Source organism: Arthrobacter sp. 3Tela_A, from assembly GCF_049311025.1.
In the GTDB taxonomy this organism is placed as follows: Bacteria; Actinomycetota; Actinomycetes; order Actinomycetales; family Micrococcaceae; genus Arthrobacter_B.
Map to the genome: position 1 here is coordinate 22,961 of NZ_JAXIOM010000011.1, position 13,641 is coordinate 36,601.

Here is a 13,641-nt window from a genome sequence, read left to right on the forward strand (position 1 = left end):
ATTCAGAGGGAGCGGGCCTAGAGCACCGTCCTCAGCTCACCCGTTGTAGGGGGCTTCGACGTCGATCACCCAGGTGACGCCGAAGCGGTCGGTGAGCATGCCGAAGCCGGGGCTCCACGCGGAGGCAGCGAGCGGTTCGATGATGTCCGCGCCGTCGGCAAGCCGGTCCCAGAGGGTGAGCACTTCCTCCAGGCTCTGCCCGCGCAGCGACTGGAAGAACGTGCGGTCCGTAACGGTGGTGCCGTTCTCGCGGCGGGTGGTTCCCGCCGTTACGGTGGTGTCGGCGGTGTCCTGGCCGGGAATGTCATAGGCCATCAGCCGGAAGCCGTCCGCGGTTTCGACCTGCCCAAACACGATCTTCTCAGCACCGGGAACCTCTTTTGGCATACCGAAGTCGCCATAGGTCGCAGCCGTCAGGGCGCCGCCAAAGACCGCCTGGTAGAACTCCAGAGCCCGTCCGGCGGTACCGCGGAAGTTCAGGTGGGTAGTGGTGGTGATGCTCATGGGATCTGTCCTCTCGTTTCGACACGGTTTGTGCCGTTGAACCCAGCCTGGACCTGGTAGCGGACAGGATGTGTCCTCTTCTTCAGGAATACTCGGAGAATGTCCGGAACCTCCTCGCGAATGCTCACCCTGCTCTCCCTGCTGCAGTCCCGGCGGGACTGGCCGGGGAAAGTCCTGGCCGAGCGTCTGGACGTGGCACCGCGCACCGTCCGCCGGGACGTAGACCGGCTCCGCGGGCTGGGGTACTCCATCACCGCAGTCAAGGGGCCCGACGGCGGCTACCGGCTGGCCGCCGGGTCAGACCTGCCGCCGCTGCTGTTCGACGACGAGCAGGCCGTGGCCATTGCCGTGGCGCTGCAAAGCGCGCCGTCCAGCGGGGTGGACACGGGCGACGCGGCTGCCCGGGCACTGACCACGGTGCGGCAGGTGATGCCCTCCCGGCTGCGGCACCGCATCGACGCCATCCGCTTCACCGACACCGGCGCATCGACTGCACAGGTTGACCCAACTGTCCTTGAAACGCTCAGCGCCGCCGTCCGCGACCAGAGAATTGTCCGCTTCGACTATGGCGGAGACACCTCCGGGCCGGCCCGCCGCGCGGAGCCGCATGCGGTCGTCGCGCGCAGAGGCCGCTGGTATCTGGTGGCCTGGGACCTGGATAAGGAGGACTGGCGTATCTTCCGGCTGGACCGGCTCACGCCGAAGTTCCCCGCGGGAAGTACCTTCACCCGGCGTCCCGTTCCGGGAGGGGACGCCGCCGCGTTCCTGGCCGCCCGTCAAAAGGGATCGGAGTCCGACGCCGTGTGGCCGTGTTACGCGGAGTTCCTCCTGGAGCTGCCCGCAGCCGATGTGGCACCGTGGCTGGGCGACGGTGAACTGGAGCAGGTCTCCGGCGCCCTTTGTCGGGTGCGGGTGGGGTCGTGGTCCTGGGCAGGGCTGATGTCCTGGGTCCTGCGCTTTGATGCTCCGTTCAAGGTGCTGGGCCCCGATGCGTTCATCGAGTCACTTGCCGGCTTCGCAGACCGGATCAGCGCCTCCTGCCCAGGCACGGACAAAGCCGGTTAGGACCGTACCTGTAGGGTTCAAAGTCAGGAACCTCTTCGGTTCCGCCTACAGGAGCTGACATGTCAGACAAGTCCCCGCGCCAAGCAGCATCCAAAAAGTCCGGCAAATCCATCAAGGAAAAACGAGCCGACAAGAGGGCCGCGGCAGCTCCATCCAGCTCTGCGGACAAGGCCGGCACCCAGGCCGCAAGCCGCAAAAAGTGAGCGCCCCTTCGAACGGCCTCACGCTGGGCATTCTCGCCAGCACGCGCAAACCAGCTGAGCGGCGGCTGGCAATCCACCCGCTGCACGTTGAGCGGATCGAGCCCGAGCTCCGGCAGCAGCTCATCCTTGAAGAAGGTTACGGCGAGACGTTCGGCGTCTCAGACGATTTCCTGAAGCCTCTCGTGGGAGCGATGCTTCCGCGCACACAGCTGCTGGCGGAGGCCGACGTCGTCCTCCTCCCCAAGCCGCAGCCCGCGGACCTGGCCGAATTCCGGGACGGCCAGACGCTCTGGGGCTGGCCGCACTGCGTGCAGGACCGGTCGATCACCCAGCTGGCAATCGACAAGAAGCTGACGCTGATTGCCTTCGAGGCAATGAACCACTGGAAGAGCGACGGCGGCTTCGGCCTGCATGTGTTCCACAAGAACAACGAGCTCGCCGGCTACTCCTCCGTGCTGCACGCCCTGGCCCTCACCGGTTCCACGGGCGACTACGGACGGCGGCTGAGCGCCGTCGTCATCGGCTTCGGTGCCACCGCCCGAGGCGCCGTCACCGCCCTGAACGCACACGGCATCCACGACGTCCAGGTGCTGACCAACCGTGATGTCGCCGCCGTCGGATCACCGATCCACTCGGCGCGGATCATCCAGTTCGACCATGATCCGAAGGCACCGTTCCTCAGCGAAGTCATTACCGAACACGGCCGGGTACCGCTGGCACCGTTCCTCGCCGAAGCGGACATTGTGGTCAACTGCACCCTGCAGGATCCCAACGCACCGCTTACCTACCTGCGCACCGACGACCTGGCCGGCTTCCGGCCCGGCAGCCTGATCGTGGATGTTTCCTGCGATGAGGGCATGGGTTTTGAGTGGGCGAAGACCACCACGTTCGCGGACCCCATGTTCCAGGTGGGCGAACACATCGACTATTACGCCGTCGACCACAGCCCGTCCTACCTCTGGAATTCGGCCAGCTGGGAAATCAGCGAAGCGCTGCTGCCCTTCCTGGAAACGGTGCTTGCCGGACCGGGGGCCTGGCAGGACAACGACACCATCCGGAAAGCCATTGAAATCCAGGACGGCGTCATCCGGAACAAGGATGTGCTCCAGTTCCAGCAGCGCGAGGCCGCCTACCCGCACGCCGCGCTGGGCTAACGCCATTCAGGCGGAGGCAGGGCTGCAATGCCGCTAGGGTGGGACAACTGTTCACATTCTCCGGGGGAATCATGAGAAAAACCGCTGCCGTCCCTGTCCTTGCCCTGTTGCTCCTTACCGGGTGCACGGATGCCGGGTCTGATGCTTCTCCACAGACCGCGTCACCGTCGGCGTCGTCGTCCGCCGGGCAGTCCGCCGGGCAGCCCGCTGAAGCTGACGAAGCGGCCGAGGCAACAGAAGAGCAAATCTGCTCCGAACTGCTCGGGGCCGACGGCAAGGGGCCTCTCTACCAGGCGATTTCCCTCATGCGGATCGAGGACGGGACCTTCGGTTTTGTTGGATCCCCGGAGGCGGCCGGAGCTGTCGACGAAACGCTCCGGGGCCTCGCCGCGGATGCACCGCCCGTATTGGAACCACAGCTGGCAGGGCTGACCCAGGCGGTGGGGGGCGTTCTCGCGCTGGCCGAACCATCGACCGGGGCCGCCGTAACCTTCGACCCCTTCGCTTGGACGGACACCATCGGGGACATCCTCGCTGTCTGTGCCCGCTACGAGGTCGGCCTGGCGAAGCCGGCCGCCGAGGGCGCCAGTGCCGCGTACCCGGGTTACCCAATGGTCGTGAATGCCTCGTCGGTGGACTACCGCGTCGCCGCCTGGTTCAGCGGCAGACTTATGGACGGCCGGCTCGTGGCGCTCGCGCCGGGCCTGTACGGGCCCTACAACCCGGATGTGCCCGATCTTTCGCTTTACTACGTCTCCACGACGGTCGCCGGGGACAGTGCCGTGAAACAAGCCGTTTTCCCCGGGTCCGGTGGCACGGCGTCGTGGTCAGGCGTCCGGCCCGGCACTGAGGAACCGTAGGTTAGCTCGCCACAGGCCTAGCCGTTCCGGCGGGAGGCATCCGGGTCTGCGGGAGCTCCTGCACGGCGTTCCTTCAGCAGTTCCTTGGTCCGGACCAGGCGGAGGGCTGTGACCAGCACCAGTCCCCCCAGCACGTTGAAGAGCAGCGTGTAGCTAAACCAGGTGAGCCACTCTAGGTAGGTGATGCCGGCACCAGACTGAATGGCGCCGAAGACCAGCAGGGAATCCAGGATTGAATGGAACATTTGGAGCCCGGCGAGAAGGAATCCCCCGATCACTGTGGCAACGATCTTGGCCGGGTCGGAGGACGTACCCTGCTGCATGCGGCTCATCAGCGTGATGGTGCTTCCGCCCAGGACCGCGAGCGCAACGGTCTGCAGGGAAAACGGTGCGTCGGTGAAGTGCCGTGCAGATTCGGCAATGGTGTCCTCCCACTGCGGAAAGGCCTGCATGACGAACCACATAATGACCCAGCCGCCGGCAAGGTTGCCCAGAAGCGTCCCGCCCCAGAGTTTACCGAGTTGCCGCAGGCTTGCCTCCTTGGCAACCACGGCGGCGATCGGCATCAGGAAATTCTCGGTAAAGAGCTCGCTGTGTGCGAGGAACAGGGCAATTAGTCCCACGCTGAACGCAATTCCGGCCAGCAGATGATCTCCGGTTTGGTACATCACGGCGAGGTAAGCCATGACGCCCAGCCCCACCTCAAGGCCGCCAAAAACCCCGGTCACCAGAACATTGCGGAAGGTGCGGTGCAGCCGCTCCGCCCCCTCGGTAATGGTGTTCTCAAAGGACTCCTGCAGCTCGTCCTCGACCGGAGCTTCAGATTCCCCGATTTCCCTGCGGCGTTCTTCGCTCATGCCGTTCCCTTCGGTGCGTGCGCTGACCGTTCCGTGTCCCGACCATTAGACCTGCTGAGCGGCGCCGTCCGCGAGTGGGTTTCTACCTCACCGGCTGGGCCGGGCGCTCGTAGAACCGGTGGAGATGGTCAGCTGGGTCATGACCGGACGGATGCTGCGGGGTATCCGGGATCGTGCCGAGCGCAGGCCCTCCCCTGGGCGCACCTGACAGGCAACCGGGCGCGCCGGTGCGTACCGCCGTCGGGCACTCCTTCAACGGGCCGCAGGGGCAAACGTATACTGTTGCTGCTCGCCTCCGTGGACAACGACGCAGGTGGATTCCGGCACTTCCTGCCACGCCCCGTGCAGGTCGCCCAAGGGTTCGGAGACCACCAGCCGGGAGTCGTCCGAGAGTTTATTGAGCAGCTCGTTCTCCGGGTACAGGGCTTGAAGGGGCGTTATGTCCCTGCTGGTGAAGAGGGACCGCGACTTGCCTTGGCTGGAGTAGCGGAACGCCCAGGTGGTATCGCCGTCGGTGGTTGCGACCGTCATCTGAACGGGATGCCCGACGCCGCGGCGCCGTCCTGCGTCCTCGATGAATCCCACGGCCTCGGCGACCGCCGCGCGCGGGTCTTCCTCGAGCCCGAAGGTCAGTGCGAGGTAGAAGAACATCTCGGAGTCCGTTGATCCTTCGATCTCCGGATACAGGCCCGGATCCACCGTTATGGCCATATCGCGTTTGACCTTCGGGAAGTCCGCGAGCGCCCCGTTGTGCATCCAGAGCCACTTGCCATGCCGGAACGGATGGCAGTTTGTCTGCTGGATGGCCGTACCTGTTGTGGCGCGGATGTGCGCGAAGACGCGGCTGGCCGATGCCTGCCGCCCCAGCTCGCGCAGGTTGCGGTCATGCCAGGCGGGCTCCGTGCTGTGGAACAGGCCGGGAGTCGGTTCAGTGCCGTACCAGCCGATGCCAAAGCCGTCCCCGTTGGTGGTCTCCGCTCCCATGCGTGCGTGTTTGCTCTGCATGACCAGGGAGTTCACGGGTTTGTAGAGAAGATCATCCAAGCGGACGGGGGAACCGGAATACGCTAGCCAACGACACATGGTCGTCTCCTTCGGATCGGGCCGGATTTGCCAAACCGGCGGTCCGAGGGCTCGGCTTCACGAACGTCTTTACGCTCGGGCCGCAGATTCAGTCGACCACAGAACAAGAGGGAGTTCTACTGGCTGCCGGTTATGCCGTCCCCCGTCGCGCGCCGTGAGATGCTCGTTGCCATGACCGCACCAGCACGCCTTCGACCCGCCGAGACGGGCGACCTGCCCTTTATTTTCCGCCAGGAGCGCGGGTACATGGAGACCATCGAGCCGGCTGCTCTTCCGGGCTGGCTGGCTGCGCTGGACCGCAACCTTGAACTCTGGATCAGCTGCCTTCCCCATACGGTTTTCTGCGTGGACGCGGCCGGGCAGCCGCTCGGATTCGCGATGTGGCTGCCCGACGGCGACGCCGCCACCCTGGTTTCCATCCAGGTCCTCGCCAGCCACCGCCGCCAGGGCCTTGGCCGGCTCCTCCTGAAAGCGTTCGAAGAGCGCGTGAGTCCCGGCGCCGTCAAACTCGGCGTCCATAAAAGCAACCCGGCCCGCATGCTCTACGAGGCCGCGGGTTACGACGCCGCGGGCCGGGACGGTGACTACCTGCTCTTTGGCAAGACCCTGGGCGCGGCGTCGGCGTCTTAGTATGTGCGGCGGCGGGCCCCTGTGCCCGTCAGCAGTCGTCGCTCACCTCATCTGCGTACTGAGGCGGCCAGACGACCCTGAACCGCTCGAAAACGATCTCATCCGTTTCAGACCACTGACGGCCCTGGGCTGCTGATACCCGCGTCCAGTAGCGGCGGTGTTCACGCTGCCAGCTCTCCAGGCTCAGATCATCTTCCCCTTCGTCCCGGGCAAAAGCCGCGTCGGCCGTATGGAAGGACCCCAGCCGCAGTTCGATGCTGCGCAGGATGACCCGCGGTGTGCCCGTCCCGTCGCAGGCGATCCAGTGGGATCCGATCCGGGGCACCACGTCGCCCCTGGCCAGGAAGTCCGCGACGAGTTCCGACGTCGCGCGCTTCCTCCCGCTGAGCACGTAGGCGAGGAGTTCGTCAGCGAGCCGCCGCGTATCCCCGAAATGCTCCACGGTGTATTCGGGACATGCTGCCGCCGCCTCCGGGTGCGCGGCGGAGTACTTCTGCCACATTCGAAGGGCTGCGTCCTGATCAGGCTGGTTTACGGGCTGGGATTCCACCTGCCCATAATGTCATTCGCGCTTGCTGCCAGCGACTGGCGTCGCAGCATCCCATCAGGTGTGCAAAGGCCGTGGTGTAATGCGGCATGAAGGCTTGGATATGGGGAATCCTCGGTACCGTCCTGCTGCTCTCCGGGGCGGGATTCGCTTCTGTTGGATTTATCCAGCCCGGGCTGATTTGCGCGGAGGACGATTCCTCGGCCGGGTGTCCCGCCACGCCGTTCTTTTCCGGAATGCTCGGCATGGGGCTGGCGCTCCTGATCATGGGGATCACCTTTGTGGTGCAGGCCGCGAAGACCCGCAGACCGCCAGCCGGCGCAGTGGGTCCCTGGACGTAGACCCGGACCTGGGCCTGGATCTGGGTGCAGCCCAGCCCTTCACGCGCCCGCTTTCTCACTCAACATAGGGCTCATTCGTGTCCGCCGTCGGTTACAGTGTGGCGAGCAACCAATCGGGGGATAAATGCACATGGGGACACGATTCGCGGGCGCCGCAGCCGCGCTGCTGCTGGGTACACTGCTGGCCGGCTGCAGCCCGACCGACGCCGAGGTCAACGAGGCACTGGCGGCCGCAGAGGCGAAGGCCAATCCGGCACCGACGCCATGGGCCCCTCGTCCCTGCCCCGGCGGCGAGATACTGCAGACGGATTCTTCCGGCACCATCCAATCCATCAGGCCGGACTGTTTTGACCAGGCCCTGGTGGAAGCCATCGCCGAATTTCCGGAACCACTGCCTGCAGGCATTGACTGGCATTTCCGCACCATCAATTATTTTGATCCGGAAGAGAACCCATCGCTCGAAGTGCCGGTGATCATGGACGGCAACCAGGACGTTCAGGTGGCCGGCTTCTGGCTCTGCGCGTGGATGGATACGTATCTGCAGGCCGTGGACGGCGAGGACGCGTCAGGGCAGGAGAACAGCATGGCCTATCTGTCCAAGTTCACGCAGCTGCCTGCGATCCAGGCGAACCATGCCAATCCGGAAGACTTTGTGGCCAACGTGATCACTCCAGCTCAGGCCGGTGATCCAACAAGCATTCGCAAGTATTTCCAGACCTGCGGCGCCTACCGACTGTGAGGCGTCCACCGACTGCCGCCGTTTACTGTCGGGGTAGCTGACGATCGAGGGGAACCATGAAGCTCCTGCTTACATCCGGCGGCGTGACGAATCCAAGCATCCATTCCGCGCTCGACGGTCTGCTAGGCAAGCCCATCACCGAGTCCCACGCCCTGGTGATACCGACGGCGCAGTGGGGCCACCCGGCGTGCGGTCCGGCGTCGGTGGGCAGGCTGGTTGCCGCCGGCCCGGGTTCCCCTCACCTGACAGGCCTGGGGTGGGCGTCTCTCGGCGTCCTCGAGCTCACCGCGCTGCCGACCATCGGCGCGGAACGCTGGATCCCCTGGCTTCGGGGCGCCGACGCGCTGCTGGTTGACGGCGGCGACGCCACCTACCTGTATCACTGGATGCGCGTGTCCGGACTTGCCGACCTGCTGCCCTCACTGCCCGAGACCGTGTGGGTCGGCGTGAGCGCCGGAAGCATGGTGATGACCCCGCGCATCGGGACTTCCTTCGTCGAATGGCCAGGCGCGGCGGACGACCGCACGTTGAGCGTCGTGGACTTTTCGATCTTCCCGCACCTCAACGCATTCCCAATGAACACCTTGGAACACGCTGAGCGGTGGGCTGCTGACCTCGGAAGTCCGTCCTATGCCATCGATGAACAGACGGCCATCCAGGTAGTTGACGGCACCGTCGAGGTGGTCTCCGAAGGGCTGTGGAAGAAGTATGAAGGCGGTTAGTTCCCGCCTCAGGACCCAGCCACAATCTGCCTCAGGGCAGTGACGACCTGCTGGACGGCAGTCCGGTGCAGCGCTTCCGGCCTGCAGAGAAGGTCCACGTGCCTGGCAAGCGGCAGGTCGCGGATCGGTTTGAGAACCAGTCCGCTTCCCGGCCGCGGTGCCGCGGTGCGCCGCGGCATTAGCGCCACGGCGTTGCCGGCTGCAACGATTTCGGCCGCGATAAAGAACTCATTGATTTGATGCGTAATATTCAGGGGCTGCCCCGCGTGCACGGCAAGAGCCTGCAAAGCCGGCACCAGCGGGAATCCGTCCTGGACGGACACCCACTCCTCCCCGGCGAGGTCCCTCACGGTGACGCTCGGCTTCTGTGCCAGCCGGTGCTTCTCCGACATGGCGACATCCAGCGGCTCGCGCACCAGCGGAAGAACGCTGATTGATTCCGGCCAGGGTTTGCTGTGCTCGAGGCGGTGCGCAACCACCAGGTCATAGTCGGCCGCGAGCGCGGGGAAACTCTCCTGTCCCACATCCCGGTCGGAGCAGACCAGCCGCGGACTTCCTTCACCTGCCAGGGCCGAAAGCAGCGGGCGGAACCAGGTGAGGCCCGCACTGTTGAACGCGGAAATACTGACCGTCGCCCGGGGATCCTGCAGGTACCGGGCCACGGCCTGCTCCGCGGAACTCATGGCAACGCTGATATCCACCGCCGCCCGGGCCAGGGCCCGGCCGGCCTCCGTCAGGACCAGGTTCCGTCCCCGCCGTTCGGTGAGCGGCACTTCAATGCGGCGCTGCAGGGCGGTGAGCTGCTGGGAGACTGCCGACGGCGAGACGTGGGAGGCGCGGGCGACGGCGGCAAGACTGCCCCGCTCGCCAAGTTCCCGAAGAAGCCGGAGCTGATAAAGATCCATAAGAAAGACTAAACCGGCATTTCAGTTTTTGGCCTCTGGTCTTACGAATCGCTGGTCATCAAACTCAAGGAGTGCCCTCCTCGATACTGAATCCAGCAGCCATCCCCCGCACTGAACGACGACGCCGGGTCGCCTCGCTCCTCTCCGCGCGCCGGGTGGACCTGCTGCTTCTCCTCGTCGCTGTTGTTTGGGGCAGCAGTTATCTAGCGGCGAAAACCCTCACCGGGACGGTCAGCGTGACCGCCATCCTGTCCCTGCGCTTCCTCATCACCGGTGTGGCGCTGGCGGTGATCTGGCTGCTCTGGCACCGCCGTCGGACCTCGCGCCGGGAGGCGGCCACCGGCGTCGTACTGGGTTTAACCCAAGCGGCCGTGCTCATCCTTGAAACTCATGGAATTGCGGGCACGAGTGCTACGAACGCCGGACTGATCATCAGCCTGGTCGTTGTGTTCACGCCCGTTACCGAGAGCATTGCCTTCCGGGTGAAGCTGCCGCGGATGGTTTTCGTAGCCGGTGTCATCGCCGTCGTGGGGGTCTGTTTGCTCGTCTCGGCAGACGGATTTGCGGCCCCCGGAGCCGGGGACCTGCTTATGCTTGCCGCAGCTGCCGTGCGCTCGATCCATGCCACAGCGGTCTCCGCACTAACCCGGGGACGCGGCTTCAGTGCGTTGAACCTGACGCTGGTCCAGAGCGTGGTCTGCGCTCTCCTCTATACCGCCGCCGATTACCCGGGCGTGCTCCGGGCCGTGGACGGCTTCGGCGCGGCTGAGTGGGTTGGTGTGCTCTACCTCGGACTGGTGTGCAGTGTCTTCGCGTTCCTCGTCCAGACCTGGGCCATCCAGCAAACATCAGGCTCCCGGGCGAGCCTCCTGATGGGCACCGAACCCATCTGGGCTGTCCTCATTGGAATCACCATCGGCCAGGAATCGCTTGCCCTGCCAGGCTTCGCCGGGGCAGCCCTCATCATCGCCGGCACGTATCTGGGGTTGAGGGCGGAAGCCCGCCACCGAACCGGCGCAGATCGACTGCGGGCGGGGCAGCGAAGAGTTTGGCCAGCCGGGCCCAGCAGTTCATGCGCCCTCCCCTAGGGTGTAGGGATGACGGTACGGGTACGTGAGGCCAACGCCATCTCTTCGGCTCTCGCCGGGCTGGATGATGCCGGTGTGCGTGCGCTTATCGATGATGCCGAGCAGGCGGGCATAGGCATTGGGGGGACCACGAAGACTGCGCGCTTGGGCGAAACCACTGTCTTCATCAAACAGCTGCCGCTGACACGCGTTGAAGAAGCAGATCCATGCTCCACCGCCAGCCGTCTCCGGCTTCCCTTCGTTTCCCATTACGGGATCGGAACCCCTGCCAACGCAGTCGGGCGGGAACTTGCAGCACATCAGGTCACCACCCGGTGGGTTCAATCGGGTCTGGCGGACTTCTTTCCGCTCCTGCTCGGTTGGCGGGTCCTGGATGTCAAAAGCGAGGCAGACCTCAGCGAGTTCGACGGCGATACCCCTCCCCGCCAGTGGGGACCGCACTGGCCTGAAGTCCAGGGCAAACTCTCGGCCATTAAGGCCGCGTCCAAGAGCATGGTGCTCTTCCTTGAGTACGTGCCCGTTACCCTGGGCGACTTGATCCGCCGGAGCTTGAAGGAGGGTTTCGGGGCCGAGGTTTTTCCCGGCATTGTGGACCAGCTCCTGGAAGCCACTGCATGGATGAACAGCCAGGGCTTTCAGCATTTTGACGTGCATCCCGGAAACATCCTTGTCCAGGACGGCAGGCTGCTTTACACGGACTTCGGTCTGGCCCTGCACCAGGACTTCCAACTGACGCCGGAGGAAGCATGGGGCGTGCGCACCCATGACGGTTTCGACCGCGATTCCGCCCTGATGCACCTGTTCCACTGGACGTTATTCGAACTCGGCTATATCTCCGGGGAAGCACGGCTTGGCCTGCTGCAGGCCGCTGCTGCCGGCCCAACTTCTCCGGCGTTGGATCCTGTCCGGGCCGCGCTTGGAAGCGGTGCGGACCTGATTGCACAATATGCGGATACCGCCATCTACATCACCGAGCTGTTCGCTGCCCTCACACAGAACGTGTACGCGACGGAGTATCGGCGCCCATAGGGGTGCGGCATTGCGGTACGGCCTTAGGCGCCGCCCTGGCCGGATTCACCGTCTCGAAGGTGCCGGGAATTCTCCTCGTCTTCGATTTCGGAGATCGTGTAGGCCGGAGCTGCTGATTGCTCAATCGCTGAGCTTCCCGGGGTGAAGCCGAACATTCTCGATTGGACGGACGCTGACCCGGCGAGCGGTCCGGCAATTCCCTTACGCCAGGCCCCGGCACGAGTTGCCAGACGAACCAGGATCAGCACAGCCAAACCCCAGCCAACCGGGTTGCGCCACCTCTCAAGGTTCGCCAGAGTTAACCCGTCGGCGATCAGCAGAACCAGCAAAGCGATCAGCAGAACCACGGTGGACGCCGTCAAGAGACGGGAGAGTTGTGCTGCCATGCGCCCACCCTAGTCAGCCCAGTAGGCCGAAGCCAGAGACTAGGCAGCTGCGTCATTCACCGGCTCAGGTGTCCCACCTGGATGGTATCGGAGGAATTCATACGAAACCCGGCTGGGAAAGGTACAAATGTTCTCTTGCGCTGGGATAGCAAAAGATCTCCAATAGCCCAATGACAAAGGATGCCGGCAAGGCCGCCTCAAAACCGCAAACCGGGTTGAAGCGGGCAGTTGGCACGCCGCTGCTGTTCGCGTTTATCGTGGGCGACACCCTCGGGGCCGGCATCTACACCCTGGTGGGCACCATGGCCGCCGATGTCGGCGGCGCAATCTGGCTGCCGCTGCTCATCGCATTGGTCGTTGCGCTGCTTACCGCCGCAACCTACGCAGAGCTGATCACCAAATATCCGCACGCGGGCGGAGCCGCGCGGTACGTCGACCGGGCGTTCGGCATCCCGTACCTGTCCTTCATCGTCGGATTCCTGATGATGGCCTCAGGCATCACCACGGCCGCCGCCCTCGCAAACGCGTTCGCCGGCGATTACCTAACCGCGATCATCGACGTGCCTGCGGCCCCCGCAGCGGTGGTGTTCATCATCGTGCTGACCCTGATCAACCTGCGCGGAGTCCGGGAGTCCCTCACCGCGAACCTCGTCGCCTCAATCATCGAGGTCAGCGGTCTGGTCATCGTCATCTTCGTCGCCGGCATCGTCCTCGCCTCCGGGAACGGGGAGCCCTCCCGGCTCCTTGAGTTCGCCCCGGACGTACCGCCCCTCCAGGGCGCCTTTGCCGCATCCATCGTCGCCTTCTTCTCGTTCCTCGGCTTCGAAGCAGCGGCCAACATGGCCGAGGAAGTGCGTAAACCGTCCAAGTCCTACCCCCGCGCACTGTTCGGTGCCATTAGTACCGCAGGGCTTGTCTATCTCCTCATTGCCCTCGGCGCGGTCATCGTGGTGCCGCCGGCTGACCTGGCCGAATCGACCGGACCCCTGCTCGACGTCGTCGCAGCCAGCGGCGTCGGAATCCCGCCCTGGCTGTTCAGCCTCATAGCGCTGATCGCCATTGCCAACGGGGCCCTGCTGTTTATGGTCATGGCCAGCCGCGTTGGCTACGGGCTGGCAGAAGCCGAACTGCTTCCCCGCGCCTTCAGCCGTGTCCTCCCGGGCCGCCGCACCCCCTGGGTTTCAATCGTTGTCATAGCCGGCCTGACGATCGTCCTCACACTGACCGGGAATGTTGCCTCGCTCGCCGAAACCACGGTGCTGCTCCTGCTCCTGGTGTTCCTTTCCGCCAACGTCAGCGTCCTCGTCCTCAAGAAGGACAAAGTCGACCACGACCACTTCACCGCACCCAGGTTCATACCTGTCCTGGCGATCATCGCGAGCATCGTGCTCCTGACCCAGCAAACCGGGCCCATCTGGCTCGGCTCCGCCGCCTACGTTGCGGTCGGATCCCTGTTGTTCCTCGCGGCCCGGGCCCGGCGCAAGCGCGAGGAACGCAAGAGCGCCAACTGACTTACGACGCCGGAGCC

The 13,641-nt window shown here is 64.8% G+C and carries 16 protein-coding genes; 10 read left to right on the top strand and 6 right to left on the bottom strand.

The features are described from left to right. Positions 1–36: 36 nt before the first annotated feature. Positions 37–504: a VOC family protein gene (locus TVC13_RS05525; protein WP_422400227.1), complete on the bottom strand. Its 468-nt coding sequence runs from the start codon at positions 502–504 to the stop codon at positions 37–39. 99 nt (positions 505–603) lie between these two features. Here TVC13_RS05525 and TVC13_RS05530 point away from each other — a divergent pair, with 99 nt between their 5' ends. The 3 genes from TVC13_RS05530 (at position 604) to TVC13_RS05540 (ending at position 3,786) form a co-directional block, all read left to right on the top strand. Further along, positions 604–1,569, top strand: coding sequence for a helix-turn-helix transcriptional regulator (locus TVC13_RS05530; RefSeq protein WP_422400228.1), 966 nt, complete (start codon positions 604–606; stop codon positions 1,567–1,569). 199 nt (positions 1,570–1,768) lie between these two features. Beyond that, a complete protein-coding gene (locus tag TVC13_RS05535) occupies positions 1,769–2,926 on the top strand; it encodes a N(5)-(carboxyethyl)ornithine synthase (protein WP_422400229.1) in 1,158 nt (385 codons plus the stop codon). A gap of 71 nt (positions 2,927–2,997) precedes the next feature. Next, complete coding sequence (locus TVC13_RS05540; RefSeq protein WP_422400230.1) at positions 2,998–3,786, top strand: hypothetical protein; 789 nt, start codon at positions 2,998–3,000, stop codon at positions 3,784–3,786. A gap of 17 nt (positions 3,787–3,803) precedes the next feature. Here TVC13_RS05540 and TVC13_RS05545 read toward each other — a convergent pair whose 3' ends face one another. Both TVC13_RS05545 and TVC13_RS05550 read right to left on the bottom strand, forming a co-directional pair. After that, positions 3,804–4,643: a formate/nitrite transporter family protein gene (locus tag TVC13_RS05545; RefSeq protein WP_422400231.1), complete on the bottom strand. Its 840-nt coding sequence runs from the start codon at positions 4,641–4,643 to the stop codon at positions 3,804–3,806. Positions 4,644–4,895: 252 nt separating this feature from the next. Next, entirely contained in the window at positions 4,896–5,726 is an 831-nt protein-coding gene (locus TVC13_RS05550; RefSeq protein WP_422400232.1) for a class II glutamine amidotransferase, read from the bottom strand. Positions 5,727–5,897: 171 nt separating this feature from the next. On the opposite strand from TVC13_RS05550, the gene TVC13_RS05555 reads away from it, so the two are divergent. After that, positions 5,898–6,356: a GNAT family N-acetyltransferase gene (locus tag TVC13_RS05555; RefSeq protein ID WP_422400233.1), complete on the top strand. Its 459-nt coding sequence runs from the start codon at positions 5,898–5,900 to the stop codon at positions 6,354–6,356. 28 nt (positions 6,357–6,384) lie between these two features. On the opposite strand, the gene TVC13_RS05560 is transcribed toward TVC13_RS05555, so the two are convergent. After that, positions 6,385–6,858, bottom strand: coding sequence for an ASCH domain-containing protein (locus TVC13_RS05560; RefSeq protein ID WP_422400278.1), 474 nt, complete (start codon positions 6,856–6,858; stop codon positions 6,385–6,387). A gap of 134 nt (positions 6,859–6,992) precedes the next feature. On the opposite strand from TVC13_RS05560, the gene TVC13_RS05565 reads away from it, so the two are divergent. The 3 genes from TVC13_RS05565 (at position 6,993) to TVC13_RS05575 (ending at position 8,705) form a co-directional block, all read left to right on the top strand. Beyond that, positions 6,993–7,244 (top strand): hypothetical protein, encoded by a 252-nt coding sequence (locus TVC13_RS05565; RefSeq protein ID WP_422400234.1) that lies wholly within the window; start codon positions 6,993–6,995, stop codon positions 7,242–7,244. Between the two features lie 130 nt (positions 7,245–7,374). After that, positions 7,375–7,983, top strand: coding sequence for a hypothetical protein (locus tag TVC13_RS05570; RefSeq protein ID WP_422400235.1), 609 nt, complete (start codon positions 7,375–7,377; stop codon positions 7,981–7,983). 56 nt (positions 7,984–8,039) lie between these two features. After that, a complete protein-coding gene (locus tag TVC13_RS05575) occupies positions 8,040–8,705 on the top strand; it encodes a Type 1 glutamine amidotransferase-like domain-containing protein (protein WP_422400236.1) in 666 nt (221 codons plus the stop codon). Positions 8,706–8,713: 8 nt separating this feature from the next. On the opposite strand, the gene TVC13_RS05580 is transcribed toward TVC13_RS05575, so the two are convergent. Next, the gene (locus TVC13_RS05580; RefSeq protein ID WP_422400237.1) at positions 8,714–9,610 is read right to left on the bottom strand and encodes a LysR family transcriptional regulator; all 897 of its coding nucleotides are present in this window, start codon (positions 9,608–9,610) and stop codon (positions 8,714–8,716) included. Between the two features lie 71 nt (positions 9,611–9,681). Between TVC13_RS05580 and TVC13_RS05585 the strand changes: the two genes are divergently transcribed. Together TVC13_RS05585 and TVC13_RS05590 are read left to right on the top strand one after the other, a co-directional pair. Continuing rightward, complete coding sequence (locus TVC13_RS05585; RefSeq protein ID WP_422400238.1) at positions 9,682–10,698, top strand: DMT family transporter; 1,017 nt, start codon at positions 9,682–9,684, stop codon at positions 10,696–10,698. A gap of 9 nt (positions 10,699–10,707) precedes the next feature. Continuing rightward, positions 10,708–11,727, top strand: coding sequence for a protein kinase domain-containing protein (locus TVC13_RS05590; RefSeq protein WP_422400239.1), 1,020 nt, complete (start codon positions 10,708–10,710; stop codon positions 11,725–11,727). Positions 11,728–11,750: 23 nt separating this feature from the next. Here TVC13_RS05590 and TVC13_RS05595 read toward each other — a convergent pair whose 3' ends face one another. Continuing rightward, entirely contained in the window at positions 11,751–12,113 is a 363-nt protein-coding gene (locus TVC13_RS05595) for a hypothetical protein (RefSeq protein WP_422400240.1), read from the bottom strand. A gap of 170 nt (positions 12,114–12,283) precedes the next feature. Between TVC13_RS05595 and TVC13_RS05600 the strand changes: the two genes are divergently transcribed. Beyond that, positions 12,284–13,624 carry an APC family permease gene (locus tag TVC13_RS05600; RefSeq protein ID WP_422400241.1) on the top strand — a complete coding sequence of 447 codons (1,341 nt, stop codon included), beginning with the start codon at positions 12,284–12,286 and terminating at the stop codon, positions 13,622–13,624. Positions 13,625–13,641: the final 17 nt, after the last annotated feature.